Raw genomic sequence first — 26,504 nt, 5'->3', positions numbered from 1 at the left:
TCATGCATGCATGGTGCAACCTGTCGGTCATGCCGCTGCGCGACCTAGGGCGGTCGCTTTTTCACCTTGGGTGCCCGACGCCGCTGGGTAGCGCTTGACAAAACCGCTCTGACTGCCGCATGTCGCTGGCGTTGGTGTCCTCGAAAGAGGATGAAAAGGGAATGTGCCAGTGGGGCGGGAAAGACGCCCGAACCGCCAAGCACAGCCGCCCCCGCGACCGTGACCGGAGAGGCTGCCCAACGCCACTGGCCCAAAAGGCCGGGAAGGCGGGACAGCCACCGGGGCCGACAGGCCTCGACATCCGCAAGCCGGGAGACCTGCCAACACCCGAACTGAAACCGGACGGGGTGTGCCGGTGACGGGTCCATGTCTTGCAGCGTGGCCCGCATGTACCCCGTCCCCCACCACCCGAGGGGGGATGAGACGTGATTGACCAAACACCAGTGGAATTGCTGGTCTGTACCACTTGCCGCCGTGGCCTCGCCGTCGAGGATGACGCCCAGCGCCCCGGCAGGCTGCTCCATGACGCGCTGACCCAGGCTGACCTGCCCGAGGGTGTGCACCTGAAACCGGTGGAATGCCTGTCGAATTGCGATCAGGGCTGTTCCATCGTTTTGCGCGGCGGGCCGTCGCGCTGGACCTTTGTCTATGAGAATCTCAACGAGGCCGACGATGTCGAGGTGATCGTCGACGGCGTCAGCAAATATGCCGCGACCGCTGACGGGCTGGTGCCCTGGCGCGAGCGTCCCGTCCATTTCCGCAAAAACTGCGCAGCCCGCATTCCCCCGATTGGAGCCTGAGAATGAGCACCCTTGAAAAACTCCCCGTCACCGTGATCACCGGCTTTCTGGGCTCGGGCAAGACCACGCTGGTGCGACACCTGATGCAGAACCCGCAGGGCAAGCGTCTGGCTGTGGTTGTCAATGAATTCGGCGATGTCGGCGTCGATGGCGATATTCTGAAATCCTGCGCCATCCCCGATTGCCCGGCGGAGAACATCATGGAACTGGCCAATGGCTGCATCTGCTGCACCGTCGCTGATGATTTCATTCCCACCATCGAGGCGCTGATGGCGCTGGAGCCGCGCCCCGATCACATCCTGATCGAAACCAGCGGTCTGGCCCTGCCGAAACCGCTGCTGAAAGCGTTCGACTGGCCCGATATCCGCTCGAAAATCACCGTCGACGGTGTGATCGCGCTGGCCGATGCCGAGGCCGTGGCCGCTGGCCGCTTTGCCCCGAATGTCGCGGCGGTGGATGCCCAGCGCCTGGCGGACGAGTCGATTGATCACGAAACCCCTCTGTCTGAGGTATTCGAGGATCAGATTTCCTGCGCCGATATCATCCTGCTGACCAAACCCGATCTGGCTGGTCCCGAAGGTGTGGCCAAAGCCAAAGAGATCATCGCGGCTGAGGCCCCGCGCCCTCTGCCCGTGGTCGAAGTGGCCGAGGGCGTTGTGGACGTGCGCGTGGTCCTGGGCCTTGAGGCCGCCGCCGAGGATGACATGGACGCGCGTCCCAGCCATCACGATGGCCATGACGATCACGAGCATGATGACTTCGAAAGCATCATCGTTGAACTGCCCGAACAAACCGATCCGGCAGAGCTGGTCGCCAATATCGAACGACTGGCCGATGAGTTGAATATCTTGCGGGTCAAGGGCTATGCCGCCGTCACGGGCAAGCCGATGCGCCTGCTGGTCCAAGCCGTTGGCGCGCGTGTGCGGCACCAATATGATCGTCCCTGGAAGCCGGAAGAAGCGCGCCGCTCGCGTCTGGTGGTCATCGCCGAGCACGACGACATCAATGAGGGTGCGATCCGCGATATCCTCGCGGGCGTATCCGAGCCTGCCGAGTAAGGACCCCCGATGCACGTCGTCTTCCGCGAAAGCCACGGGTTAGAGGAAACGGAAACCCCGACCGATCTGGGCCAGAGCCCGGCGGATCTGGTGGTTTTGTCTTTCTCCGACAGCGACCTCGGCGCTTTCGCGGCAGGCTGGCATCGCGGTGGCGGACCAGACGGGCGGATGCCGAGCCTGAGGCTTGCCAACCTGACCGCGCTGAAGCATCCCCTTTCGGTCGACACCTATGTGGAACAGACGCTGGAGGGGGCCAAAGGCATCCTGATCCGCCTGATCGGCGGGGTGCCCTACTGGTCCTACGGGCTGCAACAGGTGTTGAGCCTCGCGCAGCGCAAGGGCCTCGCGCTGGCGGTTCTGCCCGCCGATGGGCGCGAGGATACGCGGCTCGATGCCTACTCCACCCTGCCCGTCTCGACCCTGCGGCGGCTGGCGCATCTGTGTGACACTGGCGGCGAGGTGGCCGCGCAGGCGGCACTGGCACAGATGGCGCTGGCAACCGGGCTCTATGCCGGGCCGGTCATGGGCGCCAAGACGATCCCCGAATGTGGCGCATGGTGCCCCGATCGCGGAGTGATCGACCCCGAGACGGGTTTGGGGGCTGACAAACCGCGCATTCTGGTCAGCTTCTACCGCGCGTATCTGACCTCCGCCGACACCGCCCCCATCGCCGCGCTGATCCGAGCCCTCCGCGCGCGCGGGTTCGATGCATTGGGGCTTTTTGCACCTTCGCTAAAAGCGCCCCGCGCGGCGGATTGGCTGTCAGAAAAGGTGGTCGCGCTTGCACCCGCCGCCATCGTCAACGCCACCTCGTTTTCGGGCAAAGGGGCATCCGGCACGTCACCGCTGGATGCTGCCGGGGTTCCCGTGTTTCAGGTCGCGCTATCCACATCCCGCCGCAAGGCGTGGGAGGAGGCCGAACGAGGTCTCTCGCCCGCCGATCTGGCCATGCATGTGGTCTTGCCGGAAGTGGACGGGCGCATCTCGGCGGGCATCGCGTCCTTCAAGGAACCGGGCAAGCGCGACCCGCATTTGGAGTATTCCCGCTTCGCCCACCGGGCCGAGCCGGAGCGGATCGAGGCCATTGTCGACCGCGTTTCGGGCTGGCTGAAGCTCAACAACAAACCGAAATCCGAACAGGCGCCCGCGCTTGTCCTGTCGACCTATCCCGGCAAAGACTGGCAGATGGCCCATGCGGTGGGTCTGGACGCGTTGGCTTCGGCCGAGGCGATGCTGTCCGATCTACAGGGCGAGGGCTATGACACCGCCCCCGCCGCCCCAATTGCTGATACGTTGCTTGACGCGCGGATTTCGTGGTCGTTGGAGGATTACTTGGCAGCTCTCGCCGAATTGCCGGAGCAGCTTCGCGGCGACCTCGACACCGTCTGGGGCAGGCCCGAGGACGATCCCAGCTTTGCCGGTGATGCGTTCCGCTTCACCGCCCTTCGGCGTGGCAAGGCACTGGTTGCCCTGCAACCCGAACGCGGCACGGTTGAAGCGCGAGAGGACGAGTATCACGACCTGTCGCGCACCCCGCGCCATGGCTATGTGGCGTTTTACCTGTGGCTGCGAAAGGCCCTCGGAGCCGATACGCTGATCCATATCGGCGCCCATGGCACGCTGGAATGGCTGCCGGGCAAGTCTGTCGCGCTGTCGGCGCAGTGCTGGCCCGAGGCGCTGATCCGCGATCTGCCGGTGATCTACCCGTTCATCGTCAACGATCCCGGTGAGGCCGCCCAGGCCAAACGCAGGATCGGGGCGATTACACTTGGCCATATTCCGCCCGCACTGAAAGAAAGCGGCACGCCGGACCGGATGGTGCGGCTGGAATCGCTGCTGGACGAATTCTCGAACGCCGACGGGCTGGATCCGAAACGCCGCGACCGGCTGCAGGCAGATATCCGCGACGAGGCGCAGGCGATCGGTCTGGAGAACGATCTTGGCCTGAATCAGGCCACCTGCAGTGCCGAGGCCATCACCCGCATCGACCGCTTCGTCTGCGACATCAAGGAAAGCCAGTTCGGCGACGGGCTGCACATCTTTGGCCGCGCGCCCGAGGTGGCCGGGCCCTTCGACGCCTCCGCATCTGCAATCGCCGAACGCCAGGGGCTGCTGGACGCGCTTGCAGGCAAGCGGATCGATGCTGGCCCCTCCGGCTCGCCTTATCGCGGGCGCGACGATGTGCTGCCCACCGGGCGAAACCTCTACACCACCGACCCGCGTTCGGTGCCGACTCGGGCGGCCTACGCGCAGGGCGTGAAGCTCGCCGAGGAACTGGTGCGGCGGCATTTGCAGGAGGAAGGCGACTATCCCAAGGGGCTGATCGTCGATCTGTGGGGTTCGGCCACCATGCGCACGGCGGGTGAGGAATTTGCCATGGCGCTGCATCTGCTGGGGGTGAAGCCGGTCTGGGACAAGGGCTCGGAGCGGGTCTCAGGTATCGAGGTGCTGCCGATCACCGATTTGGACCGCCCGCGCCTGGACGTGACGCTCAGGGTGTCGGGCCTGTTCCGCGATGTGTTCCCGACGCTGTCGGCGCTTTACGGGCAGGCGATCCGGGCTCTCGGCGCGCGCGATGAAGCCGCCGACTGGAACCCCTATGCCGGGCAGAGCCCCACCGCGCGGGTCTATGGGCCAGCGCCGGGCAGCTATGGGCTGGGCATGGGTCATCTGAGCGAGACCTACACCGATGACGCCCGCAAAGCCGCCGGTGACGCCTGGCTGGACGCCAGCGCCTTTGCATTGGAGGGCGAGCATATTGTCCGCGACGCCGCTGGCATCCGCGACCGCGTGACCCAGGCCGATAGTTTCGTGCACCCGCAGGACCTGGCCGAATCCGATTTGCTGCTGGCCAACGACTATGCCACGCATGAGGGCGGGTTTGCGGCGGCCAAGGCTGTCACCGGCGGCAGCGCCAAGCTCTACCATCTGGACAACACCAACCCGGCCACGCCGCGTGCCCGCACCCTGCCCGAGGAAATCGCGCGCGTGGTGCGTGCCCGCGCCGCCAATCCCGGCTGGATCGCGGGCATGCAGCGTCACGGTTTCCGCGGTGCCGCCGAAATCGCCGCGACGCTGGATCACATGGCCTCTTTTGCGCATCTGTCCGGCAGTGTGGCGCCGCATCTCTTTGACCTCTATCACGATGCCACCTTGGGCGATCCCGACGTGGATGCCTTTCTGCAAGAGGCCAATCCCCAGGCACATCAGGCCATGGCAGACAAGTTCCGAGCGCTTTATGAGGCCGGGCTCTGGGACACCCGCCGCAACTCGATCCGCGCCGGGCTGGAGGCAGGCTCATGACCGCCCCCGTGGTGCAGGGATGGTGCCCCGGTGCCCATCGCCCGATGATGTCCGGCGACGGTCTGGTGGTGCGGGTGCGGCCCCGCCTGGCGCGGTTGAACACCGATCAGGCCCTTGGCCTTTGCGCCGCAGCCGAGCGGTTTGGCAATGGCACCATCGACCTGACCAACCGCGCCAATCTGCAACTGCGCGGCGTGACCGAAACCGATCATCAACCCCTGCTGGAGGAGTTGTCGGCGCTTGGTCTGCTGGATGCCGAACCGGGCATCGAGGTAAAGCGCAACATCCTGGTCTCGCCGCTTTATCAGCAGGACGACCTGACGGCGCGGCTGACGCAGGAACTGATCGACCGTTTGGACCAGTTGCCCGCCCTGCCAGCGAAATTTGGATTTGCCATCGATACCGGTCCCGCGCGTCTGCTGGCACAGGACTCTGCCGATATCCGGGTCGAGCGTGGTCAGGATGGGCTGATCCTGCGGGCTGACGGGGCCGAAACCGGGCGGGCCGTGACCGAGCGCGACGCGATCACCCGGCTGATCGAGCTTGCCTGCTGGTTCTCGCAAAGCGCCACGCAGGAGACGCGACGCATGGCGCGGCTGATCGGCTCAACAGCCTTGCCCATCGACTGGCAAGGCAGTACACCGGGCCCGCTCGGCAAACGCATCGAACCGGGCCAGACCGCTCTGGGTCCGCTCTATGGCGCGCCCTTCGGCCAGCTTCCCGCGCGCGCATTGTCAGACCTGATCAGCACGTCCGGGGCATCGGCGTTGCGCGTCACGCCCTGGCGGCTGTTCCTGCTGGAAGGCGGGGCGGCGCTCGCTCCTGCGGAGTTCGTGACCAGCGGCACCGATCCGCTCATGACAACCGACGCCTGCCCCGGCGCCCCACTCTGCCCGCAAGCGCAAGTGGAAACGCGGGCGCTGGCAAGGGCATTGGCCCCACATACAGGCGGCGCTCTGCATGTCTCGGGATGTGCAAAAGGCTGTGCCCGGATGACCCCGAGCGACCTGACACTGGTAGGCCGCGACGGACGATTTGATCTTGTCAAACAGGGCCGCGCGGGGGATGAGCCCTGCCAGCGCGGTCTAACCGCCCAAGACCTCATGAGTATGGACCTGACCTGATGCCTTATGAATACGAAACCGATGGCGCGGCGATCTACAAACAGAGCTTTGCCACGATCCGGTCCGAGGCCGATCTGGCGCGTTTCGACGCCGATGAGGAGCAGGTGGCCGTCCGTATGATCCACGCCGCCGGGATGGTCGGGCTGGAAGAGTTCGTGCGCTTTTCTCCCGGTTTCGTCACCGCCGCCCGCACCGCGCTGGAAGCGGGCGCGCCGATCCTGTGTGATGCGCGGATGGTCAGCGAAGGCGTGACCCGCTTCCGCCTGCCCGCAGATAACGAGGTGATCTGTACCCTGCATGACGCGCGCGTGCGACCGCTTGCCGCCGAGATGGGCAATACCCGCTCGGCAGCGGCGCTGGAACTGTGGCGACCGCATCTGGCTGGCGCGCTGGTGGCCATCGGCAACGCGCCCACGGCCCTGTTTCACCTGCTGAACATGCTCGAAGACCCCGACTGCCCACGCCCCGCCGCCATCATCGGCTGCCCTGTGGGCTTTGTCGGTGCCGTCGAGAGCAAGGATGCCCTGTGGGAGGCACAGCCGGTCCCCTCCTGTATCGTCAAGGGCCGTCTGGGCGGCTCCGCCATCACCGTGGCCGCCATCAACGCCGTCGCGAGCCGCGCCGAATGAGCGTTGGCACCATATATGGCGTCGGCCTTGGACCCGGTGATCCGGACCTGATGAGCGTCCGGGCCGACCGGCTGCTGCGCGGCGCACAACATGTGGCCTATTTCCGTAAAGCGGGCCGCACCGGGCAGGCGCGCAAAATCGTCAATGGCATGATTCCTGAAACGGCCACTGAATTCCCGATGGAATACCCGGTGACCACGGAAATCGCGGTGACCGATCCGCGTTACAACGCGCTGCTGGCGGATTTCTACGAAGACTGCACTGCGCGGCTAAAGGACCTGTCGGATCAGGGCCAGAACGTGGTTGTCCTCTGCGAGGGTGATCCGTTTTTCTACGGCTCTTTCATGCATCTTTACAGCCGCTTGCGCGGCGAAGCTCCGGTCGAGGTGGTGCCTGCCATCACCGGCATGTCCGGGGCATGGACGGCGACGGGCGATCCCATCACCTGGGGTGATGATGTGCTGACCGTGCTGGTCGGCACCCTTCCCGAGGCGATGCTGGCGGAACGCATGGCGCGGACCGACGCGCTGGTGGTGATGAAGATCGGGCGCAATATCGACAAGGTGAAACGGGCGCTGAAATCCGCCGGGCTTTATGACCGGGCCTGGATTGTCGAATATGCCCAGATGCCCAATCAGACGGTCACCAAGCTCAGCGAGGCCTGTGACGGGATCACCCCCTATTTCTCGATCATCATCGTGCATGGGCAAGGACGGCGGCCATGAGCGGATGGGTCAAGATCGCGGGGCTTGGCCCCGGCGATGCCGCCCTGGTCACGCCCGAGGTCAGCGGTGCCTTGGCCGAGGCCACCGATGTAGTGGGCTACATTCCTTACGTCGCGCGGGTGGCCAAGCGCGCGGGGCTGACTCTGCATGCCTCGGATAACAGGGTTGAGATCGACCGCTCGCAACACGCCTTGCAGATGGCCGCCGAAGGCAAGCGCGTTGTCGTGGTGTCCTCCGGCGATCCCGGTGTGTTTGCGATGGCCTCTGCCGTGTTCGAGGCGGTGGAAAACGGCCCCGCCGCCTGGCGCGATCTGGAGGTCTCGGTGCTGCCTGGCATCACCGCCATGCTGGCCGCCTCGGCCCGTGCGGGCGCGCCGCTGGGGCATGATTTCTGCACCATCAATCTCAGCGACAATCTCAAGCCCTGGGGCCTGATCGAAAAGCGTCTGCGCCTCGCCGCGCAGGCGGATTTTGCAATGGCCTTCTACAACCCGCGCTCGAAATCCCGCCCGGAAGGGTTTGTAAAGACGCTGGAAATCCTGCGCGAGGAGTGTGAACCCGAGCGGCTGATCCTCTTTGCGCGCGCGGTTTCGACCCCGGATGAAGCGCTGAACATCGCAACCCTGGCCGAGGCGACACCCGAGATGGCCGATATGCGCACTATGGTTATTGTCGGTTCCTCGCGCACCAAGATCATCGAAAGGCAAGGCCCGCCAATCCTTTACACGCCAAGGTTCACCCCGGAATGAGCGAGCCAGTCCAGAACCTGATCCGGCGTGGCGCATTCCTCGCGCGCAGGCAGAACGGGTCGGTCGATCATCAGGGCCGGCAGGCCAAGCTCTCGCGCCGCATCGATCTTGGCGCGCGCGCCGCTGCCGCCAGCGTTTTTGGACACCACCAGCTGGATCTCGTGCTGGGTCATCAGCGCGATGTCATCCTCCAGCGAGAAGGGACCGCGCGCGACCACCACATCCGCATCGGGCAGCGGGATATGTTGCGGCTCATCCACCAGCCGCAGCAGATAGCGGTGCTGGGGTTGGGCGGCGAACTCATCGAGATGCAGGCGTCCAACCGCAAGGAAGACCCGTTTGGCGGGTCCCGCGAGTGCGCCGACCGCGCCAGCGATATCCGCGACGTGCTGCCATCTGTCACCGGCGCGCGCCTGCCAGGGCGGGCGCACCAGCGCCGCCAGAGCGGTACCGGTCTGCGCGCAGGCAGCAACCGCGTTGCGGCTCATCTGGGCGGCAAAGGGATGGGTGGCGTCGATCACATGGGTCACGGCCTTGTCGCGGATATAAGCGCTCAGGCCCTCGACACCTCCAAAGCCGCCGATCCGGGTTGGCAGGGGCTGCGGGCGCGGCGTCTCCACTCGACCCGCATAAGAATAGGTCGCGTTCAAGCCCCGCGCGACAAGCGCGCGGGCCAGCGCATTGGCCTCGGTTGTGCCGCCCAGGATCAGAATGTTGGGGTTCGCGGGGTGCGGCATGGCTGAGCATCCGTGGCTGACCGTCATCGGTTTGGGCGAAGATGGACCGGATGGCCTGCCCCCCGCAAGCCGCCAAATTCTCGACAGCGCCGAGGTGGTGATGGGCCCGCCCCGCCACCTGTCCCTGGTCCCCGAAAGCGCGGCGGAACGGGTGGAATGGCCGGTGCCGTTTTCGGACGGTTTGCCACTGCTCGAAAATCTGCGGGGCAAGCGCGTTGTGGTGCTGGCCTCGGGCGATCCGTTCTGGTTCGGCGCGGGAAGCGTGATCGCGCGGCACTTCGAGCCGAGCGAATGGACCGCCCTGCCCGGACAATCGAGCCTCTCGCTGGCAGCCGCCCGCCTCGCCTGGCCGCTGGAACAGGTGCTGACGCTGGGTCTGCATGCCGCCCCGCTCACCCGCTTGCGCCCGCACCTGTCGCCGGGTGTGCGGATGCTGGTCCTGATGCGGGATGGCGCAGCGGTTCAGACCCTTGCAGATTGGCTAAGCGAGATGGGGTTCGGCGACAGTCACCTCCATGTGCTGGAGGCGCTTGGTGGGCCGCGAGAACGCCATCGCTCGACAACGGCTGAAGCCCTGTCTTTTGACGACGTCCAGCACCCGGTTTGCGTTGGCCTTGAGATACGCGGTGATGGCGGCACTCTCCCCAAAGCGAGCGGGCTGCCGGATGAGGTCTTTGAAAGCGACGGGCAGATCACCAAACGCCCGATCCGGGCACTTACCCTGTCGGCGCTGGCTCCGAAACCGGGGGAACATCTGTGGGATATCGGCGGCGGCAGTGGGTCGATCGGGATCGAATGGCTGCTGAGCCATGACAGCCTGACCGCAACCACGATCGAGCCCCGCGCGGAGAGAGCAGAGCGCATCCGCCGCAACGCTGACGCTCTGGGGGTCGACCGGTTGAATGTGGTGCAGGGCGAAGCGCCAGGGGCGCTGGCCGGATTACCCATGCCCGATATCGTCTTTATCGGCGGTGGGCTGAGCAAGGCCTTGCTGGAATGGCTCAAAGCCTATCTGCCAAGCGGCACACGGCTGGTCGCCAATGCGGTGACGCTGGAAAGCGAGGCGCTGCTGGCCCTTTGGCACGAAAAGCTGGGCGGCGACCTGCTGCGGATCGAATTGGCGCAGGCAGGTCCCCTCGGGCCGCGCCGGGGCTGGAAAGCAGCCTATCCGGTGGTGCAATGGAGTGTGACACTATGATCGTGGCCGGGTTCGGATTTGCCTCTGTCGCGACAGCGGAAAGCCTGCATGATGTCTATCGACGCGCAGCGCGAGATCACTTTGTCACCGCGCTGGCCACGGCCGACGACAAGGCGGCGCACCCTGCCCTGAGAACTTTGGCCGCGGAATTGCATGTACCCGTTCTGCGCGTTGAGGCCGCCGTCTTGAGCGCGGCCAGAACACTCACCCAGTCCCAACGCAGCGCGACCGAACGCGGCACCGGCAGCGTGGCCGAGGCCGCAGCACTTGCCGCTGCCGGGCCGGATGCGCGCCTGATCGCCCCCAGATATATCTCGACCGACCGCCTCGCCACCTGCGCGGTCGCCATCGGAGGACAGACATGACCGTTCATTTCATCGGCGCCGGACCGGGCGCCGCAGACCTGCTGACCCTGCGCGGGCGCGATATCATCGCCGCCTGCCCGGTCTGCCTTTATGCCGGTTCACTGGTGCCGGAAGAGATTCTGGGCCATTGCCCCGAGGGCGCAAAGATCATCAACACCGCGCCGATGGATCTGGATCAGATCATGGGCGAGATCGCCACCGCCCATGCCGAGGGCAAGGATGTGGCGCGATTGCATTCCGGGGACTTGTCGGTCTGGTCTGCCATGGGTGAACAGATCAGGCGGCTGAAAGAGATGGGCATTCCCGTCAGCGTCACTCCCGGTGTACCATCCTTTGCTGCCGCCGCCGCTGCTTTGGGAACCGAGCTGACGCTGCCCGGCCTGGCGCAATCGGTGGTGCTGACCCGCACGCCGGGGCGCGCCTCGTCCATGCCCGAGGGCGAGACGCTGGAAAACTTCGCCCGCACCGGGGCGACGCTGGCCATTCACCTGTCGATCGGCAATCTCGACACGGTGATAGCGGATCTGACCCCCGCTTATGGCGCGGATTGCCCGGTGGCGGTGGTCTACCGCGCTAGCTGGCCCGATGAGCGGATCATCCGCGCCACGCTGGGTACCCTCAAGGCGGCGCTGGACGACAGTATCTCACGCACCGCGCTCATTCTGGTCGGCCCGGCTTTGGCAGGCGAAGGCTTTGACGAAAGCTGCCTTTACTCCAAGACCTATGACCGCCGCTACCGACCGCAAAGCGCCGAAAGCCCGTGGTCCAGCTGGAGCCACGGGGATGACTGAGGCGATGACAAACCCTCCCGGCCTGCTGATCTCGGCGCCCTCATCGGGGACCGGCAAGACCACGGTGATGCTGGGACTGCTCAGGGCGCTGGCCGAAGACGGTCTGGCAGTGCAGCCGTTCAAGAGCGGGCCGGATTATATCGACCCGGCCTTTCATCTGGCGGCGGCGAAACGCGCGTCTTTAAACCTCGATACATGGGCAATGGACGAGACGCTGCTGGGCGGCATCGCGGCGCAGGTGGCGGGGGCCGACATAGTGGTGGCCGAAGGCTCCATGGGGTTGTTCGACGGGGTGGCAAAGCCCGGAGAGACCGGCCACGGCACCAGCGCCGAGACCGCGTTGCGTATGGGCTGGCCGGTTGTGCTGGTGCTGGATGTGGGCGGTCAGGCGCAATCGGCGGCGGCCACGGCGCTGGGATTTCGGATGTATAACCCGGACCTGCCCTTTGCCGGTGTGATCCTGAACCGCTGCGCCAGCCCGCGCCACGAACGTCTGACGCGGCTGGGCATGGAGCGCGCGGGCCTGCCGGTTCTGGGCGTGCTGCCGCGCCGGGGCGACCTGACGCTGCCCGAACGGCATCTGGGTCTGATCCAGGCAGTGGAGCATCCCGACCTGGAAAGCGCCATCGCGGGCTATGCGGCGTTTTTGCGCGAACATGTCGATCTGGAGGCGATCAAGGGGGCCGCGTCTTCCTCAAGCCCCAAGGGGCCATCGTCAGCCGCGCTGCCGCGTCCTCCGGCGCAACGGATCGCCTTGGCCCGCGATGCTGCGTTTTCCTTCACCTACCCGCATCTGCTGGAAGGATGGCGTGCGGCAGGGGCGGAGATTCTGCCATTCTCGCCGTTGGGTGACGAGGCCCCGGCAACAGATGCCGATCTGGTCTGGTTGCCCGGCGGCTACCCGGAACTGCATGCGGGCAGGCTTGCGGGGGCGCAGATCTATCTGACCGGCCTGCGCAGACATGCCGAAACCAAACCGGTACACGGCGAGTGCGGGGGCTACATGGCATTGGGTGAGGCGCTGATCGACAAGGAGGGCAACCGACACGAGATGGCGGGGTTGCTCGGGCTGGTGACCTCTTATGAGAAGCGCAAGTTCAATCTTGGCTACCGCAAGGCCACTCTGACCGCGCCAATGCCCGGTTTTGAAGCCGGAGCCGTCTTACGCGGGCATGAGTTCCACTATTCCTCGATTGTCGAACAGCCCGATGCGCCGCTGGCCCGCGTGGTCGATGCCGAAGGTGTGGAAGGCCCGCAAACCGGGTCGCTGCGCGGCAATGTGACGGGCACATTCTTTCACCTGATCGCCGAGGCGCGCTCATGAGCGGGTTTGTGTCTTTTGTCGGTTCCGGCCCCGGTGACCCCGAGCTGCTGACCCTCAAGGCGGTGGACCGGCTGCAACAGGCCGACGCGGTTCTGTTCGACGACCTAAGCAGCGGCCCGATCCTGAGCCATGCGCGCGAGGAGGCCGATCTGGTGGGGGTGGGCAAGCGGGCCGGTCGCCCCTCGCCCAAACAGGACCATGTGAGCCGCCTGCTGGTGGAGTATGCGCAGACCGGCGCCCGCGTCGTGCGACTGAAATCCGGCGATGGCGGCATGTTCGGACGCTTGGAGGAAGAGCTGGTGGCCCTGCGCGAGGCCGGGATCGGATACGAAATCATCCCCGGCATTCCATCCGCCTGCGCGGCAGCGGCAGCGGCGGGCATCCCGTTGACCCGGCGTTTGACCGCCCGGCGGGTCCAATTCGTCACCGGCCATGATGTGAGCGGCAAGCTGCCCGAAGATCTGAATCTATCCGCACTGGCCGACCCGATGGCCACCACGGTGATTTTCATGGGCAAGCGTACCTTTCCGCTACTGGTCGAAGCGCTGCACGCGAACGGCCTGCCACTGGACACGCCTGCATTGCTGGCTGAATCCGTCTCGACCCCGGATCAGGCGCTGCATCGGACGACGATGGGGGCGTTATCGGAAAAACTCGCCGCTGAAATCGGCACCGCGCCAGCGTTAATCCTTTATGGGCCGCTCGCCGACGAATGAATGCCGCTTTTGGGGTTGACGCAATTGGGGCTGGCAAGACAAGAGTGCGGTTACGGTGCTCGGGCCGCAAGGCCCGGGGAAAAGGGAATGGGGTGCAAATCCCCGACTGCCCCCGCAACTGTAATCGGGAAGCAAGCGTGGCAATCGCCACTGGCATATCGCCGGGAAGGCCCTCGCTTGTGACGATCCGTGAGTCAGGAAACCTGCCGTGATTGGAAACAGCCGGACAACCGGCACGCGTATCCGCCGGGGATGGCGGGAAGGAGACAGTAAATGCATATCGAACCGGGCGTCGTGCATGGCGCAAAAATGATTTTCGCCTACGGTACAGCAGCCGCTGCCGCTGGGTATTCTCTGAAACTGATCGCAGACGATCTGAAAGAACGCGCCGCGACCTCGTTCATTGCGCGCTCCATCGCCGCCACGCTGAGCGTCTTTATCTTCTTCGAGGTGCTGCCGCATTTCCCGGTCGGTATCTCTGAGGTCCACTTCATTCTGGGCACCACATTGCTGCTGATTCTGGGCGTCGCGCCCGCTGCGGTTGGTCTGGCCGCTGGCCTGGCCATTCAGGGCCTGCTCTTCGCGCCTAGCGACGTGCCGATGTATTTCGTGAACATTACCACATTGCTGGTGCCGCTCTTTGGTATCCATGCGCTGGCCAAGCGCGCGCTGCCGAAGAACGTCGCCTATGTCGATCTGGGCTACACGGATGTTCTGAAGCTCTCGGCAGCCTATCAGGGCGGCGTGATCGCCTGGGTCGCCTTCTGGGCCTTCTACGGTCAGGGATTCGGCGCCGAGAACATGGCCGCCGTTGGCAGCTTTGGTCTGGCCTATATGCTGGTCGTGCTGATCGAGCCGGTCTTTGACCTTGCGGTTCTGGCCGGTGCCAAGTCGCTGAAGGGTATGAAGGGTTCCGGCCTGGTGACCCCGCGCCTCTATCACGCGGCCTGATCCAATCTAATCTGCAAAGGATGGCTCCGGCTCGACACAGGCCGGAGCCATTGTCTGTTATGCAAGAGCTTTTCCTGATCGGCATCGGCACTGGCAACCCGGATCACGTGACCCGCGAGGGCGCGCGCGCGATCTGTGACGCGGATCTGATCCTGATCCCGCGCAAAGGAAGCGGCAAAGAGGATCTGGCTGGGCTGCGCGAGCAGATCATCAATGATCTAAGCGCCACACCGCCGCCGCTGGCCCATTTCGACATCCCCAAACGTCGGGCGGATGACGGTTATCTGCAAGGGGTCGAGGAATGGCATGACGCCATCGCGCGGCGCTGGCAGGAGGCCATCGCGCGCCACAAGGACGCAAAGCGCGTCGCTCTGCTGATCTGGGGGGATCCCTCGCTCTATGACAGTTCGCTGCGCATCGCGGATCGGCTGGACCCGAAACCGGCAATCCGGGTCATTCCCGGCATCACCGCCATTCAGGCGCTGACCGCCGCCCACGCAATCCCGATCAACGAGTTGGGCGCGCCCTATATCGTCACAACCGGACGCCGCATCCGCGACGAGGGTTGGCCCGATCCGGTCACCTCTGTCGCCGTCATGCTGGACGGTGAATGCTCGTTTCAATCACTCGATCCCGACCGCTATGACATCTGGTGGGGCGCGTTTGTCGGGATGCAGGAACAGATTCTGATCCATGGCCCGCTGCATGAGGTGTCCCGGCAGATCATCGACACCCGCGCCGCAGCCCGCGCCGAGCATAGCTGGATCATGGATATCTATCTGCTGCGCAAGCGCACGGGCTGAGCCGGAGGTCCGATCCACGGAATTGTGATTCCGCCCGCCCCCGTAACATGGCATCAAGGCGAGACAGATCGGGAGAATGCCATGCTCAGAATCGCTTGTCTTGTTGTCGCGCTGGGGGCAGCCACCATAGCTCATGCAAAAGATATGGCTGCGCGCGAGGGATGGGCGGTGCTGCCGACCGGCAAATCCTACGACCAGCTTGTCGATGATGTAAAAGCTGCGGTGAAAGAGAACGGGCTGATCGTCGTGACCCAGGCCGGGCCAACCAAGGCGGCAGCGTCGCGCGGCATCACCATACCCGGAAATCGCGTCATTGGGGTCTTCAATAACGATTTTGCGGTGCGCGTCCTGAACACCTCGACCGCGGCGATGATCGAAGCGCCGATCCGGCTCTATGTGACCGAAAATGCGGACGGGACGGCCACGCTGTCCTACAAAACACCGTCCTTTGTCTTTGCTCCCTATGCAGAGGGTGGCAGCGAATTGCAGGCCATCGGACAAGAGCTGGATGGCCGCTTTGACACCATCGCCAAGTCTGCTGCGACGTCACAGTGACGTGATTCCACTTGCCTCCGGGCGCGCAACGCGCAATCTCCGCTCAAAGTTTGTTCGGAGACCCCTCGATGCAGAACCAGACCATTCGCGCCGCTGACCTTCTGGCCCGCAGGCTTTACGAGGCGGGATGCCGCCACGCGTTTGGGATGCCGGGGGGCGAAGTGCTGACGCTGGTCGATGCGCTGGAAAAGGCCGGGATCACCTTCCATCTGGCCAAGCACGAGAATGCGGCGGGCTTCATGGGCGAGGCGGTACATCACCGAGACGGCGCGCCTGCCATCCTGCTTGCCACACTGGGGCCAGGCGCGATGAATGGGATCAACGTGGTCGCCAACGCGCAGCAGGACCGGGTGCCGATGATCGTGCTGACCGGCTGCGTCGATGCCGATGAGGCGCTGACCTACACTCATCAGGTGATGGACCACCAGGAGGTGTTCCGCCCGATCACCAAGGGCACGTTCCGGATGACCGCCAAAGGCGCCGATACCGTGGCCGACAAGGCGGTGTCGCTGGCAATGCAACAGCGCTGCGGCCCGGTCCATATCGACGTGCCGATCTCGGTCGCTGATGCGCAGGTCACCCCCTCGCGCCTGCGCCGCCTTGCGCCCGCAGCCCCGGTTGCTCCCTGCGGCACCGAGGTGGAACAGGCGCGCAAATGGCTGACGAGCAGCGAGCGGCCCATCGCGATCATCGGGCTGGATGTGCTTTATGACGGGTCTGCCTGCGTGACCCGTGCCTTTCTGGAACATTTCGGCATTCCCTTCGTGACCAGCTACAAGGCCAAGGGCGTGATCCCCGAAGACCATCCGCTTTGCCTGGGCGGCGCGGGCCTGTCGCCGCTGGCCGACAGCCATCTTGTGCCCTTGGTGCAAGGTGCGGATCTGGTGCTTTGCATCGGCTATGACCCGATCGAGATGCGCCCCGGCTGGCGCGAGATCTGGGACCCGGCCACGCAGAATGTCATTGATATCGCGGCGGTGCCCAACGATCACTATATGCATCAGGCCGGGGTGAACCTCGTAGCCGACACCGCCGCCACGCTGGAGGTCCTTGCCAAGGGCATCCCGGCACGCCCGACATGGCCCGGGAATGAACCCGATGCGGCCCGACACGCGCTGGCTGCGGCCTTCCCCGCCGATGACGAATGGGGACCGGCAGCTGTGATTGCCGAGACCTGCGCCACCTTGCCGGACACGACGCTGGCCACCGCCGATAGCGGGGCGCATCGCATCCTGCTCAGCCAGATGTGGGGCTGCTGCGAACCGCGCGGGCTGATCCAGTCCTCGGCGCTGTGCACGATGGGTTGCGCGGTGCCCATGGCGATCGGGTTGAAACTCGCCGAACCGGACCGACACGTGATCAGCTTTTCCGGCGATGCTGGCTTTCTGATGGTGGCCGGAGAGCTTTCGACCGCCGCAGAACTCGGCGGCAACCCGATTTTTCTGGTCTTCGTGGATGCCAGCCTCGCTTTGATCGAGTTGAAACAGCGGGGGCGGCAGATGACAAACCGGGGCGTGGATTTCGGACACCATGATTTCGCAGCCATCGGGCGCGCCTTTGGCGGCAACGGCCATACCGTGCGCAACCGCGCGGAACTGCGCGCCGCGCTTGAGGCGGCGCAAAACGCCGACCGCTTCACCGTGATCGCAGCCGAGATTGAGCGCGAGGGTTATGATGGCCGTATCTGAAGGCGCATTGAGCGGGGTCAAGGTTCTGGACCTCAGCCGCATTCTGGCCGGGCCAACCTGCACGCAGCTGCTGGGTGATCTGGGGGCCAGCGTGCTCAAGATCGAAAACCCCGCAACGGGCGGAGATGATACGCGGCAATGGGGCCCGCCCTATGCCAAGGATGCCGATGGCAATCCCAGCGATCTCAGCGCTTATTTCATGGCCGCCAACCGCAACAAGAAATCTGTGGCCGTTGATATCACCACCTCCGAAGGGCAGACCACCATCAGGCGGCTGGCGGCTGAGGCCGATATCCTGATCGAGAATTTCAAACCCGGCGGGCTGGCAAAATACGGACTGGATTATGCCACGCTCTCGCCTGAACTGCCGGGGCTTGTCTATTGTTCCATATCGGGTTTCGGACAGACCGGCCCCAACGCCTCGAAGCCGGGTTATGACCTGATGGCACAGGGCTATGGCGGCATCATGTCGCTGACCGGCGATCCCGAGGGCCGCCCGATGAAAGTGGGCGTCGGCATCGCGGATGTGATGTGCGGTATGTACGCCACCGTGGGTATTCTGGCCGCCCTGCGCCACAAGGAGCGCACCGGCGAGGGCCAGCAGATCGACATCGCGCTGGTGGATTCGCAGATCGCCTGGCTGATCAACGAAGGCGTGAACTATCTGACCACGGGTGAAGCGCCCCAAAGGCGCGGCAACGGGCACCCCAATATCGTGCCCTACGAGGTGTATGAAACCGCTGACGGCCACGTGATTCTGGCGGTCGGCAACGATTCCCAGTTCCGACGCTTCTGCGCCTTCATCGACCATCCCGAGCTGCCCGAAGATCCGCGATTCGCTACCAACCCCCAACGTCTGGAGCATCGCGACTCACTGAACGCCGTTCTCCGGCCTGCGCTGCGCCAGCACAGCAGCGCCGAGGTGATCGCGGGGCTGGAGGCGGTCAAGGTTCCGGTCGGTCCGGTGCAGACGCTTGATCAGGTCTTTGCCACCGATCAGGTGGCGGCCCGCGACATGCGTCTGACATTGCCAGCCGGGCCTGGCCCCGTTGATCTGATTGGCAATCCGCTGAAACTGTCCCGCACCCCGGTCACTTATCGCCGCGCGCCGCCGGTCTTCGATGCCGATACCAATCAAGTGTTACGCAGCGACACACCCTTCGACGATTGAAACACATTGCCTGTTTTGGCGGCGTTCGGCTGAAACATGCCGCCTTATCGGCGGATTTTTTCGCGTTTTTGGCACACGTCGTTTCACCAATTCGCGAGCAAGGTCGATACTGTTACAGGCGATGAATAGAGTTTGCTAAGGCAATGGTAGCCTTACGAAAAATTACACAGTGGACCCCGGCATGAAACAAGACGTTTTTGGACAGATGAACAGCCTGACACGCGCGGACAGCGCCGAGGCATGGGATGGCGTTCTTCTGGGCTTCCTGGCGCATGCGGCGGTCACCCCCGAGCATCTGGGCAAGGTCTTGACGCTGGAGCCCGATTTTGCGCTCGGTCATGCGGTCAAGGGGATGTTCCTGTCGCTGCTGGGACGCCGCGAACTGATGGCAACCGCCGCCGAGGCGCTGACCCTTGCCGAAGATGCCGCGCGGCATGGCTCAATCACTTTGCGCGAGCAGAAATATGTCGAGGCGCTGCGGCTGTGGCTGAACCGCAACCAGATCGAAGCCGTGCAGACCTTCGAGGCAGTGCTGCGCGATCATCCTGACGATACGCTCGCGATGAAACTCAGCCATGCGTGCCGCTTTGTGCTAGGCGATTCCGAAGGCATGCGCCGCTCGATCGAACGGGTGATGCCCGCCTATGCCCCCGACCATGCCGGGCGTGGGTACCTGCTGGGCTGCCACGCGTTTTCGCTGGAAGAAACCGGCGCTTATGAAAAGGCCGAGATCGCAGGTCGCCAGGCGCTGTGGATGGTATCCGACGATGCCTGGGGTCTACACGCTGTGGCGCATGTGCATGACATGACGGGCAATGCCAAGACCGGGCTGGAATGGCTGTCGGGCCGCGAGTCCGCCTGGGCGCATTGCAACAATTTCCGCTATCATGTGTGGTGGCACAAGGCGCTGATGCATCTCGACCTGGGGCAAGTGGATCGGGTGATGGAGTTGTATGATGCCGAGATCCGCAAGGACCGTACCGACGATTACCGCGATATCTCGAATGCGACTTCGCTCTTGATGCGACTGGAGTTGGAGGGCGTCAATGTCGGCAATCGCTGGGATGAACTGGCCGATCTGAGCGCCACACGGACCGAGGATGGCTGCCTGATCTTTGCCGATCTGCACTATTTGCTTGCCCTGACCGGCACCGAGCGCGGCGACGCCAGCGCGCGCATGCTGGCACGCATTCACGCCGACGCGCAGCGCAGCGACTGCGATGTTTCGCGCCGCATGGCCGATCCGGGTGTTGCGGCGGCCAACGGGCTTTGTGCCTTTGGCGAGGGCCGCTATGGCGAAGCCTTCGATAACCTGTTGACAGCCCGCGACAAAATGCACCTCGCAGGTGGTTCACATGCCCAGCGGGATGTGTTTGAACGCCTCACCATCGATTCCGGTCTGCGCGCCGGGCGACTGGACGCTGTTGAACATATCCTCGACGACCGGCAGGCCAAGCGCGCGGGTGGCGAAGACAATTATGCCCTGGCGCGTCGCGCATTGATCGCGGCTGGTCGGGGTGGCGCGGACGCGCAAAGCGTGCCCGCCGAATAACGACCTGGAAGGATCCAAAGAGTATGGCGACGATTTCGCCCGCTTCCGATTTTGCGATGGTTCAGGACCGTGCGGAAACACCCGCGCGTACCCGCGACCCGAGGCTGGACTTCTATCGCGGGATCGCGATGTTCATCATCCTCATCGCCCATATTCCCGGCGACCCTTGGGCCAGATGGATTCCGGCTCGATTCGGATTCTCCGACGCCACCGAGATCTTTGTCTTCTGCTCGGGCATGGCCTCGGCCATCGCCTTTGGCGGGGCCTTCCTGCGCAAGGGCTGGTGGATGGGCACCGCGCGGGTGGCATTTCGCATCTGGCAAGTCTACTGGGCGCATATCGCTCTGTTCTTCTTCGTGGCGATGTCGATGGCCGCGCTGGATAATTCCGGAGCGTTTGAAAAGAGTTACATCAATTCCCTGAACCTGCAGCACTTCTTCAGGGACCCGACCTCGCAGCTGGTGGGGCTATTCACCCTTACCTATGTCCCGAACTATTTCGACATCCTGCCCATGTATCTGGTGGTGCTGGCGATGATGCCGCTCTTCATGGCACTGCACCGGATCAGCTTCTGGGCCGCCGCGCTGACCTCGGTCAGCATCTGGGCCGTCGCACAGACCGGTGTGCTGGCCCTGCCCGCCGAGCCCTGGTCGGACCGGCAATGGTTCTTCAACCCGTTCGGCTGGCAACTCTTGTTCTTCACAGGCTTTGCCTTCATGCGCGGCTGGATTCCGGCCCCGCCCGTCTCGAAGGTGCTGATCTGGATCAGCGCGCTGTTTCTGGTTCTGTCCGCACCGTTCGGGTCCTGGAAAGTGTTCCTGTGGGTTGATGCCTGGAACGGCCAGGTCGGGGATGCAATCCGTGAGGTCTGGCCGCTGACAAAGGAATTCCGCGACAAGACCGATTTCGGCCTGTTCCGCTACATGCATTTCCTTGCGCTGGCCTATCTGGGCTGGGTCGTCGCAGGCGACAAGGGCCACCGACTGGTCGCAACCGGAACCGGAGCGCTGGCACAGGTCTGGCGGGTGATGCTGACCTGGATCACCAAGGTCGGCCAGCAATCGCTTGCCGTCTTTGTGTTCTCGATGGCGGCAGCCCGCCTGATCGGCGTGTTTCTGGATCAGGCTGGGCGAGATTTTGCCAGCGTGACGGCTGCTAACCTCGTTGGTTTTGCAATGTTAATCGGAGTGGCCTATCTCGCCGCCTGGTTCAAATCGCAACCCTGGAAGTCCAAGTCATGACCCTGACCCGCCGTACCTTTCTGACCACGACCTCGGCTTTTGCTCTGGCGCCCGCTACGGGCTTTGCGAGCGGCTCGGGCGTGCCTTTTGACCGGTCCGTGGTGATTGCCCAGGCCCGTGAACTGGCCAGCCGTCCCTATGCGATGCGCGACGCGGTTCCGCAGCCGTGGCAGGACCTGACCTATGAGCAATATCGCTCGATCCGGTTTAGTCTGGACCGCAGCATGTGGCGTGACACTCCAACGCCCTTCAATGTCGATTTCTTCGCACCCGGCCTCTATTTCCCGCGCTCGGTCCAGATCCTGTCGGTCGAGGATGGGACGGCGACGCCGGTTGGTTTCGATCTGTCGATGTTCAACAAATCCGAAGACGTACCAAAGCTGCCGTCAGATGAGACGCTGGGCTTTTCCGGTTTCCGCCTGCGCACAGAGATGCACCGTCCCGGCCTGACCGATGAATTCTGCGTGTTTCAGGGCGCCAGCTATTTCCGCGCCATCGGTCTGGACGAGGCCTATGGCCTGTCTGCCCGTGGGTTGGCGCTGAAGACCGGCGAGCCGGATGGCGAGGAGTTTCCCGAATTCATCCGCTTCTGGCTGGAACGCCCCGCACCCGGACAGCAGAACATGATCGTGCATGCGCTGATGGACAGCCCCAGCGTGACCGGTGCCTATCGCTTTGACATCACCCCGGGCGAGGATTGCGTGATGGAGGTTGAGGCCACGCTCTTTGGTCGCGAAGAGCTGGACCATGTGGGTATCGGCCCGCTGACCTCGATGTTCCTGTTCGATCAAACCAATCACACCCGGTTTGACGATTTCCGCCCCGCCGTGCATGACAGCGACGGGCTGATGATCGAAAACGGTGCGGGTGAGGTGATCTGGCGGCCTCTGGCTAACCCGACCCGGCTGCAGATTTCATCCTTTGTAGACCGCAATCCGCGTGGCTTCGGGCTGATGCAGCGCTCACGCACCTTCTCGGATTTCGCCGATCTTGAGGCCAATTACCACCGCCGCCCCGGCCTGTGGGTCGAACCCAAGGGAGAATGGGGCAAAGGCACGGTGACTTTGGTCGAGATCCCGGCGGATCAGGAAATCTACGACAATATCGTGGCCTACTGGCGCCCCGCGACGCCCTATGCAGCGGGTGAGCAGGTGGATATCGCCTATCGCCTGACATGGGGAGAAGAGCCCAACCGCACCGCCCTGCCCCGGGTGATCAACACCGCGATGGGCGATAACACCTTTGGCGAGGGCCGTCTGGCGGTGATCGACTTCGAAGACACGCCATTGCTGGACGACATCGAACAGATCGACGTTGTCACCTATTCGCCCCATGCCGAGGTCACCGACGGTGTGCTGCAGCGCAATCCCGACACCGGTGGGTTGCGACTGGCCTTCGGGTTCGAGCCCGGCGACCGCGACCATGTGGAACTGCGCGCGCATTTGCGCCGCGATGGCCAGCCTGCCTCCGAGGTCTGGCTCTACCGGTGGACCACATGACGCAGGACCTGCATATCATGCCGCCCCGGGCCGAACTGGAGATGCCGGTTCAGGATTTCGGTGCGCGCTTTCGCGACGCCGATGCCCCGCGCGGGGCGACGCGGGCGGATGCTGCTTGGCTGTGGCGCTTTCTTGCCTTCACACCGGCGCTGGCAGCCACTCTGGGGCTGGTCTGGGTGATGCAGGACTGGTTCGCGGATGAGGGCGTCTCGCTGGTCGAAGGCATCTTGCTGGGCCTGATCTCGTTCAATTTCTTCTGGATCACCTTCACGGTCAGCACCGTGCTGCTTGGGCTGGTCTCGCTGTCGCGCCGGGTGCCGCAGCGGGTGCGCCAACGCCCGCAGCCCTTACGCGTGGCGTTGCTGATGCCGGTCTATAACGAGGTGCCGTGGTATGTGCTGGGCAATGCCCGCACCATGCTGGAGGAGCTCAAGGCGCGCGGCGGTGCGCATCACTATGCCATGTTCATCCTGTCCGATACCCGCGATGACGCCATCGCCGCGCAGGAACAGGCCAGTATCGAAGCGCTGCGCACCACGCTGGCCCCCGATCTGGAGCTGTATTACCGCCGTCGCGTGCAGAATACCGACCGCAAGGTGGGCAATATCTCAGACTGGATCAGCAACTGGGGGGCCGATTGGGACGCCATGCTGGTGCTGGATGCTGACAGCCTGATGACCGGGCGCGCCATCGTGCGCCTGACGGATGCGTTGGCGCGCGATCCCTCTGCCGGGCTGGTGCAGAGCTTCCCTCAGCTAATCGGCGCGCAATCGGTCTTTGCCCGCGTGCAGCAGTTCGCAAATGGCGTCTATGGCGCGGCCTTTGCCGAAGGGCTGGCACGCTGGTGTGGCGAGGAAGGCAACTATTGGGGCCATAACGCGATCATCCGCACGCAGGCCTTCGCCAATTGCGCAGGCCTGCCACGCCTGCGCTCGCTGACGGGTCGCGAGCAACTGATCATGAGCCACGACTTTGTCGAAGCGGGCCTCTTGCGTCGCGCGGGCTGGAGCGTGCGGTTCCTGCCGCGCATCCGTGGGTCTTACGAGGAAACGCCCCCGACGTTGATCGACCACGTGCAGCGAGACCGGCGCTGGTGTCAGGGCAATCTGCAACACCTGAACCTGTTGGGCTCGAAAGGCTTCCGCTCGATCTCGCGCTTTCACATGTTCCATGGCGCGATCGGCTATCTTCTGTCACCGATCTGGTTCGCCCTGCTGGTGATGTGGGCGCTGATCGGGCGCGGCGAGGATGCCTCCGTTCTGCATTATTTCAGCCCCGACAACCCGATGTTCCCGCAATGGCCCGAAATGACCGAAGCGCGCCACGCGCTGATCATCGTGCTGATGTACGCGATGCTGCTGGCCCCGAAACTGCTGGGCGCAGCCGCGCTGCCGTTGACAGGCGCGCGGTATCGCGAGTTCGGCGGCGGCGGGCGGTTCAGCCTATCCTTCCTGTCCGAGATTTGCCTGTCGATCCTGTATGCCCCGATCCTGATGGTGCAACAGATGATCGCGGTGTTCCGCAGCCTGTTGGGCCTGCAAAAGGGCTGGTCACCGCAGGCCCGCGACGGCGGCAGCTATGACTTGCGCACACTGCTGATCTGCCACGCGCTGGAAACCGTGAGCGGGCTGACGCTGACAGCAGGCATTCTGGCGGGCATGGTTTCGGCCTGGCTGATCCCCATCGCGCTGAGCCTGACGCTGGCGGTGCCACTGTCCGCGCTAAGCGGCGTCAGCGCCGGCGCGGCACGGCGTCTGCTAGGCATGCGCGAGGATTTCCGCGAACCGGCCATCACCCGCACTGCACGCACCTATCGCAGCGAGTTGAAGTCGCTGCTGGACGGCAAGGGCGCGGCGACCCCAGCGGAATGACCCGTCGCTTTAAACGGCTGCCGGGATGACAAGGCTTCCGGGTACCGGAAACCTCTAAAGTTTCCGGTCCGATTTCATTGACTGAAGTCGTGCGCTCCTACGTGGGAACCCATCACGGTCCCTTCGCATCTGCTCAGAATTTTGGGCTGCTCTTTGCAAAGAATGCAGGGCGCAGAGACCGGAACGAGGCATGCTTGCTCATGATTCAACGCGCACTTCGCAGACCAAAGCCCCGCGCCTGGAGCCTCTCAGCTTCCGGGCAGCCCCTCGGCCCAATCGACGATCATGTCGGCCCAGCCCTGCGGGATCTGATGCCCGCCCGGAAACAGCGCAAATTCCAGTGCGCTTCCGTCTGCACAGCGGGTCCATTTGCGGCGCATGAACTGTCCAGACTTGGAAAACCCGTCAGGCCGGTTGTCGACGCACTCATTTGCCTCGCGCCAGATTTCCAGCCCAGCAAAGATATCGCCCTGCCGGAACCGGCCACCGCCCAGCTCGCGGCCCTCAAGCGGGACCACATTGTCGGTCCAGCCATGGGTGTGAAATAGGCGAATCGGTCCGGCGCATGCCTTGGGATGCGGTCGCCAGAACCCGCCTGCAACCGACGCATAGGCCGCAAACGCATCCGGAGTGTCGCAAGCAAGATAATAGACCATGAAACCGCCGCCCGAGAATCCGGACAGGATGGTCCGGTCAGGATCGATCCCGAACCGCGCACTTGCATCGGCGCGCACATCCTGCAGGAAACCCAGCTCATTGCGCCCCTCCCAGCCGGGATAGAACACCCAGGATCGAGGGCCATCGCCGTTGCGCGGCTCGCCCGTGGGCGCGATCACCGCATAGCCGCGCGCCTTGAACGCCTCGACCATGCCGCGCATTTTCAGCACGCCCTGACCGGACCCGCCATACCCATGCAGGAAGATCACCGCAGGCATGCTTTCTTTCGGCGTGTCGGGCAGTTCGATATGATAGATACCGGTGCCGATTTCACAGGCGTCCTCAAGCTCGCCGCACCCGGCCAGAGCGCCCTGCCCCATCCACGATAGCGCAAGGCACAGTCCTATTGCACGGATCATCCACTACTCTCCTCAAACGTCACAACAGGCAGACCGGCATCGAGCCAGCCGGTCGCAGAGCGTGATCCCAGCATGCCGCCAGGCACATCTATGATGTTGGTATAGCCCGCTTCGGTCAGGCGCAGGCTCATATTGGCCGAGCGCACGCCACGCGCGCAGATCAACGCAATCGGCTGGTCGGTATCGGTCCCGGCCACCTCCTGAAGGGCCGCGACGAAGTCCTTGCGCCGCATGTCGATTGGATGCGCGTCCGCGCCAATCCCGGTGCGCGCCCATTCATCCGGGCGGCGGATATCGATCAGCACGATCTCACCCGCCGCCGCCTTGTCGCGCGCCTCGCCCACCGTCAGCTTGCCGCCTGCATAGGCGGGCGGGATCAAGCGGTATTCCCGAATGGCAAACCCTGCGGCCACAGCCAGCGTCCCGCCAACAAGAATCCGCCTACGCGTCAAAAGCCCGCTGTTTCGAGGTTCCGTCATGGCACCCATCTCATTCATTTTGCTTGCCACTACGTAGCATATTCGGCGCGGAATGCCCGCGCTTTGACACCCCCAACCTGATCAAGATCGCGTCAACCA

General features: G+C 64.1%; 24 protein-coding genes and 2 riboswitches. Of the genes, 21 read left to right on the top strand and 3 right to left on the bottom strand.

Translation table 11 applies throughout. From position 1 onward, the window contains the following. Positions 1–115: 115 nt before the first annotated feature. A riboswitch (cobalamin riboswitch) is annotated at positions 116–339 on the top strand. Between the two features lie 86 nt (positions 340–425). The 7 genes from AB1E34_RS15740 to cobJ are packed head-to-tail and all read left to right on the top strand — an operon-like array spanning position 426 to position 8,388. Continuing rightward, on the top strand, positions 426–800 hold the full coding sequence (locus AB1E34_RS15740) for a DUF1636 family protein (RefSeq protein ID WP_372573292.1): 375 nt from the start codon (positions 426–428) through the stop codon (positions 798–800). A 2-nt stretch (positions 801–802) separates the two neighbouring features. Beyond that, a complete protein-coding gene (cobW, locus tag AB1E34_RS15735) occupies positions 803–1,858 on the top strand; it encodes a cobalamin biosynthesis protein CobW (protein WP_372573291.1) in 1,056 nt (351 codons plus the stop codon). A gap of 9 nt (positions 1,859–1,867) precedes the next feature. Further along, positions 1,868–5,161, top strand: coding sequence for a cobaltochelatase subunit CobN (gene cobN / locus AB1E34_RS15730; RefSeq protein WP_372573290.1), 3,294 nt, complete (start codon positions 1,868–1,870; stop codon positions 5,159–5,161). After that, the gene (locus AB1E34_RS15725; protein ID WP_372573289.1) at positions 5,158–6,285 is read left to right on the top strand and encodes a ferredoxin-like domain-containing protein; all 1,128 of its coding nucleotides are present in this window, start codon (positions 5,158–5,160) and stop codon (positions 6,283–6,285) included. The genes cobN and AB1E34_RS15725 overlap by 4 nt, the downstream gene beginning before the upstream one ends. Continuing rightward, on the top strand, positions 6,285–6,914 hold the full coding sequence (locus tag AB1E34_RS15720; protein WP_372573288.1) for a precorrin-8X methylmutase: 630 nt from the start codon (positions 6,285–6,287) through the stop codon (positions 6,912–6,914). Before AB1E34_RS15725 ends, AB1E34_RS15720 begins: the two co-directional genes overlap by 1 nt. Next, complete coding sequence (locus tag AB1E34_RS15715; RefSeq protein WP_372573287.1) at positions 6,911–7,639, top strand: precorrin-2 C(20)-methyltransferase; 729 nt, start codon at positions 6,911–6,913, stop codon at positions 7,637–7,639. The genes AB1E34_RS15720 and AB1E34_RS15715 overlap by 4 nt, the downstream gene beginning before the upstream one ends. Continuing rightward, a complete protein-coding gene (cobJ, locus tag AB1E34_RS15710; protein ID WP_372573286.1) occupies positions 7,636–8,388 on the top strand; it encodes a precorrin-3B C(17)-methyltransferase in 753 nt (250 codons plus the stop codon). The genes AB1E34_RS15715 and cobJ overlap by 4 nt, the downstream gene beginning before the upstream one ends. Here the strand turns inward: cobJ and AB1E34_RS15705 are convergent. Further along, positions 8,361–9,125 carry a cobalt-precorrin-6A reductase gene (locus AB1E34_RS15705; RefSeq protein ID WP_372573285.1) on the bottom strand — a complete coding sequence of 255 codons (765 nt, stop codon included), beginning with the start codon at positions 9,123–9,125 and terminating at the stop codon, positions 8,361–8,363. The two genes, cobJ and AB1E34_RS15705, sit on opposite strands and share 28 nt — an antisense overlap. On the opposite strand from AB1E34_RS15705, the gene cbiE reads away from it, so the two are divergent. The 14 genes from cbiE to mdoH all read left to right on the top strand — a co-directional run bounded on the left by cbiE (position 9,124) and on the right by mdoH (position 24,850). Then, entirely contained in the window at positions 9,124–10,323 is a 1,200-nt protein-coding gene (cbiE, locus tag AB1E34_RS15700) for a precorrin-6y C5,15-methyltransferase (decarboxylating) subunit CbiE (protein ID WP_372573284.1), read from the top strand. The two genes, AB1E34_RS15705 and cbiE, sit on opposite strands and share 2 nt — an antisense overlap. Next, positions 10,305–10,688: a cobalamin biosynthesis protein gene (locus AB1E34_RS15695; RefSeq protein ID WP_372573283.1), complete on the top strand. Its 384-nt coding sequence runs from the start codon at positions 10,305–10,307 to the stop codon at positions 10,686–10,688. The genes cbiE and AB1E34_RS15695 overlap by 19 nt, the downstream gene beginning before the upstream one ends. Next, positions 10,685–11,479 (top strand): precorrin-4 C(11)-methyltransferase, encoded by a 795-nt coding sequence (gene cobM, locus AB1E34_RS15690; RefSeq protein ID WP_372573282.1) that lies wholly within the window; start codon positions 10,685–10,687, stop codon positions 11,477–11,479. The genes AB1E34_RS15695 and cobM overlap by 4 nt, the downstream gene beginning before the upstream one ends. Then, positions 11,472–12,803: a cobyrinic acid a,c-diamide synthase CobB gene (locus AB1E34_RS15685; protein WP_372573281.1), complete on the top strand. Its 1,332-nt coding sequence runs from the start codon at positions 11,472–11,474 to the stop codon at positions 12,801–12,803. The genes cobM and AB1E34_RS15685 overlap by 8 nt, the downstream gene beginning before the upstream one ends. After that, positions 12,800–13,519, top strand: a complete 720-nt coding sequence (gene cobA / locus AB1E34_RS15680) for a uroporphyrinogen-III C-methyltransferase (protein WP_372573280.1) — start codon at positions 12,800–12,802, stop codon at positions 13,517–13,519. Before AB1E34_RS15685 ends, cobA begins: the two co-directional genes overlap by 4 nt. 36 nt (positions 13,520–13,555) lie before the next feature. Next, positions 13,556–13,744: riboswitch (cobalamin riboswitch) on the top strand. Positions 13,745–13,792: 48 nt separating this feature from the next. Beyond that, on the top strand, positions 13,793–14,470 hold the full coding sequence (locus AB1E34_RS15675; RefSeq protein WP_372573279.1) for an energy-coupling factor ABC transporter permease: 678 nt from the start codon (positions 13,793–13,795) through the stop codon (positions 14,468–14,470). A gap of 59 nt (positions 14,471–14,529) precedes the next feature. Further along, positions 14,530–15,273, top strand: coding sequence for a precorrin-6A synthase (deacetylating) (cobF, locus tag AB1E34_RS15670; protein WP_372573278.1), 744 nt, complete (start codon positions 14,530–14,532; stop codon positions 15,271–15,273). Between the two features lie 81 nt (positions 15,274–15,354). Next, entirely contained in the window at positions 15,355–15,828 is a 474-nt protein-coding gene (locus AB1E34_RS15665; RefSeq protein WP_372573277.1) for a DUF302 domain-containing protein, read from the top strand. A 68-nt stretch (positions 15,829–15,896) separates the two neighbouring features. Beyond that, on the top strand, positions 15,897–17,516 hold the full coding sequence (locus tag AB1E34_RS15660; protein WP_372573276.1) for a thiamine pyrophosphate-binding protein: 1,620 nt from the start codon (positions 15,897–15,899) through the stop codon (positions 17,514–17,516). Then, positions 17,503–18,687 carry a CaiB/BaiF CoA transferase family protein gene (locus AB1E34_RS15655; RefSeq protein WP_372573275.1) on the top strand — a complete coding sequence of 395 codons (1,185 nt, stop codon included), beginning with the start codon at positions 17,503–17,505 and terminating at the stop codon, positions 18,685–18,687. Before AB1E34_RS15660 ends, AB1E34_RS15655 begins: the two co-directional genes overlap by 14 nt. Positions 18,688–18,868: 181 nt before the next feature. After that, entirely contained in the window at positions 18,869–20,239 is a 1,371-nt protein-coding gene (locus AB1E34_RS15650) for a tetratricopeptide repeat protein (protein WP_372573274.1), read from the top strand. Positions 20,240–20,262: 23 nt separating this feature from the next. After that, positions 20,263–21,480, top strand: coding sequence for an OpgC family protein (locus tag AB1E34_RS15645; RefSeq protein WP_372573273.1), 1,218 nt, complete (start codon positions 20,263–20,265; stop codon positions 21,478–21,480). Then, positions 21,477–22,979, top strand: coding sequence for an OpgD/OpgG family glucan biosynthesis protein (locus AB1E34_RS15640; RefSeq protein ID WP_372573272.1), 1,503 nt, complete (start codon positions 21,477–21,479; stop codon positions 22,977–22,979). Before AB1E34_RS15645 ends, AB1E34_RS15640 begins: the two co-directional genes overlap by 4 nt. Beyond that, positions 22,976–24,850, top strand: a complete 1,875-nt coding sequence (gene mdoH, locus AB1E34_RS15635) for a glucans biosynthesis glucosyltransferase MdoH (RefSeq protein ID WP_372573271.1) — start codon at positions 22,976–22,978, stop codon at positions 24,848–24,850. The genes AB1E34_RS15640 and mdoH overlap by 4 nt, the downstream gene beginning before the upstream one ends. A gap of 248 nt (positions 24,851–25,098) precedes the next feature. On the opposite strand, the gene AB1E34_RS15630 is transcribed toward mdoH, so the two are convergent. Together AB1E34_RS15630 and AB1E34_RS15625 are read right to left on the bottom strand one after the other, a co-directional pair. Beyond that, positions 25,099–25,926, bottom strand: coding sequence for a CE1 family esterase (locus AB1E34_RS15630; protein WP_372573270.1), 828 nt, complete (start codon positions 25,924–25,926; stop codon positions 25,099–25,101). Beyond that, positions 25,923–26,405, bottom strand: coding sequence for a rhodanese-like domain-containing protein (locus AB1E34_RS15625; RefSeq protein ID WP_372573269.1), 483 nt, complete (start codon positions 26,403–26,405; stop codon positions 25,923–25,925). The genes AB1E34_RS15630 and AB1E34_RS15625 overlap by 4 nt, the downstream gene beginning before the upstream one ends. Positions 26,406–26,504: the final 99 nt, after the last annotated feature.

Source organism: Ruegeria jejuensis, from assembly GCF_041537905.1.
In the GTDB taxonomy this organism is placed as follows: Bacteria; Pseudomonadota; Alphaproteobacteria; order Rhodobacterales; family Rhodobacteraceae; genus Ruegeria_C.
Note: the sequence above shows the minus strand (reverse complement) of the source record. Positions and strands in the feature narration are given on the sequence as shown.

Bases quoted from the DNA above. Each gene is read 5' to 3' on its own strand.
- cobW (WP_372573291.1), top strand. From the start codon at position 803: ATGAGCACCCTTGAAAAACTCCCCGTCACCGTGATCACCGGCTTTCTG.
- cobN (WP_372573290.1), top strand. From the start codon at position 1,868: ATGCACGTCGTCTTCCGCGAAAGCCACGGGTTAGAGGAAACGGAAACC.
- AB1E34_RS15725 (WP_372573289.1), top strand. From the start codon at position 5,158: ATGACCGCCCCCGTGGTGCAGGGATGGTGCCCCGGTGCCCATCGCCCG.
- AB1E34_RS15720 (WP_372573288.1), top strand. From the start codon at position 6,285: ATGCCTTATGAATACGAAACCGATGGCGCGGCGATCTACAAACAGAGC.
- AB1E34_RS15715 (WP_372573287.1), top strand. From the start codon at position 6,911: ATGAGCGTTGGCACCATATATGGCGTCGGCCTTGGACCCGGTGATCCG.
- cobJ (WP_372573286.1), top strand. From the start codon at position 7,636: ATGAGCGGATGGGTCAAGATCGCGGGGCTTGGCCCCGGCGATGCCGCC.
- cbiE (WP_372573284.1), top strand. From the start codon at position 9,124: ATGGCTGAGCATCCGTGGCTGACCGTCATCGGTTTGGGCGAAGATGGA.
- AB1E34_RS15705 (WP_372573285.1), bottom strand. From the start codon at position 9,125: ATGCCGCACCCCGCGAACCCCAACATTCTGATCCTGGGCGGCACAACC.
- AB1E34_RS15695 (WP_372573283.1), top strand. From the start codon at position 10,305: ATGGAGTGTGACACTATGATCGTGGCCGGGTTCGGATTTGCCTCTGTC.
- cobM (WP_372573282.1), top strand. From the start codon at position 10,685: ATGACCGTTCATTTCATCGGCGCCGGACCGGGCGCCGCAGACCTGCTG.
- AB1E34_RS15685 (WP_372573281.1), top strand. From the start codon at position 11,472: ATGACTGAGGCGATGACAAACCCTCCCGGCCTGCTGATCTCGGCGCCC.
- cobA (WP_372573280.1), top strand. From the start codon at position 12,800: ATGAGCGGGTTTGTGTCTTTTGTCGGTTCCGGCCCCGGTGACCCCGAG.
- AB1E34_RS15675 (WP_372573279.1), top strand. From the start codon at position 13,793: ATGCATATCGAACCGGGCGTCGTGCATGGCGCAAAAATGATTTTCGCC.
- cobF (WP_372573278.1), top strand. From the start codon at position 14,530: ATGCAAGAGCTTTTCCTGATCGGCATCGGCACTGGCAACCCGGATCAC.
- AB1E34_RS15665 (WP_372573277.1), top strand. From the start codon at position 15,355: ATGCTCAGAATCGCTTGTCTTGTTGTCGCGCTGGGGGCAGCCACCATA.
- AB1E34_RS15660 (WP_372573276.1), top strand. From the start codon at position 15,897: ATGCAGAACCAGACCATTCGCGCCGCTGACCTTCTGGCCCGCAGGCTT.
- AB1E34_RS15655 (WP_372573275.1), top strand. From the start codon at position 17,503: ATGGCCGTATCTGAAGGCGCATTGAGCGGGGTCAAGGTTCTGGACCTC.
- AB1E34_RS15650 (WP_372573274.1), top strand. From the start codon at position 18,869: ATGAAACAAGACGTTTTTGGACAGATGAACAGCCTGACACGCGCGGAC.
- AB1E34_RS15645 (WP_372573273.1), top strand. From the start codon at position 20,263: ATGGCGACGATTTCGCCCGCTTCCGATTTTGCGATGGTTCAGGACCGT.
- AB1E34_RS15640 (WP_372573272.1), top strand. From the start codon at position 21,477: ATGACCCTGACCCGCCGTACCTTTCTGACCACGACCTCGGCTTTTGCT.
- mdoH (WP_372573271.1), top strand. From the start codon at position 22,976: ATGACGCAGGACCTGCATATCATGCCGCCCCGGGCCGAACTGGAGATG.
- AB1E34_RS15630 (WP_372573270.1), bottom strand. From the start codon at position 25,926: ATGATCCGTGCAATAGGACTGTGCCTTGCGCTATCGTGGATGGGGCAG.
- AB1E34_RS15625 (WP_372573269.1), bottom strand. From the start codon at position 26,405: ATGACGGAACCTCGAAACAGCGGGCTTTTGACGCGTAGGCGGATTCTT.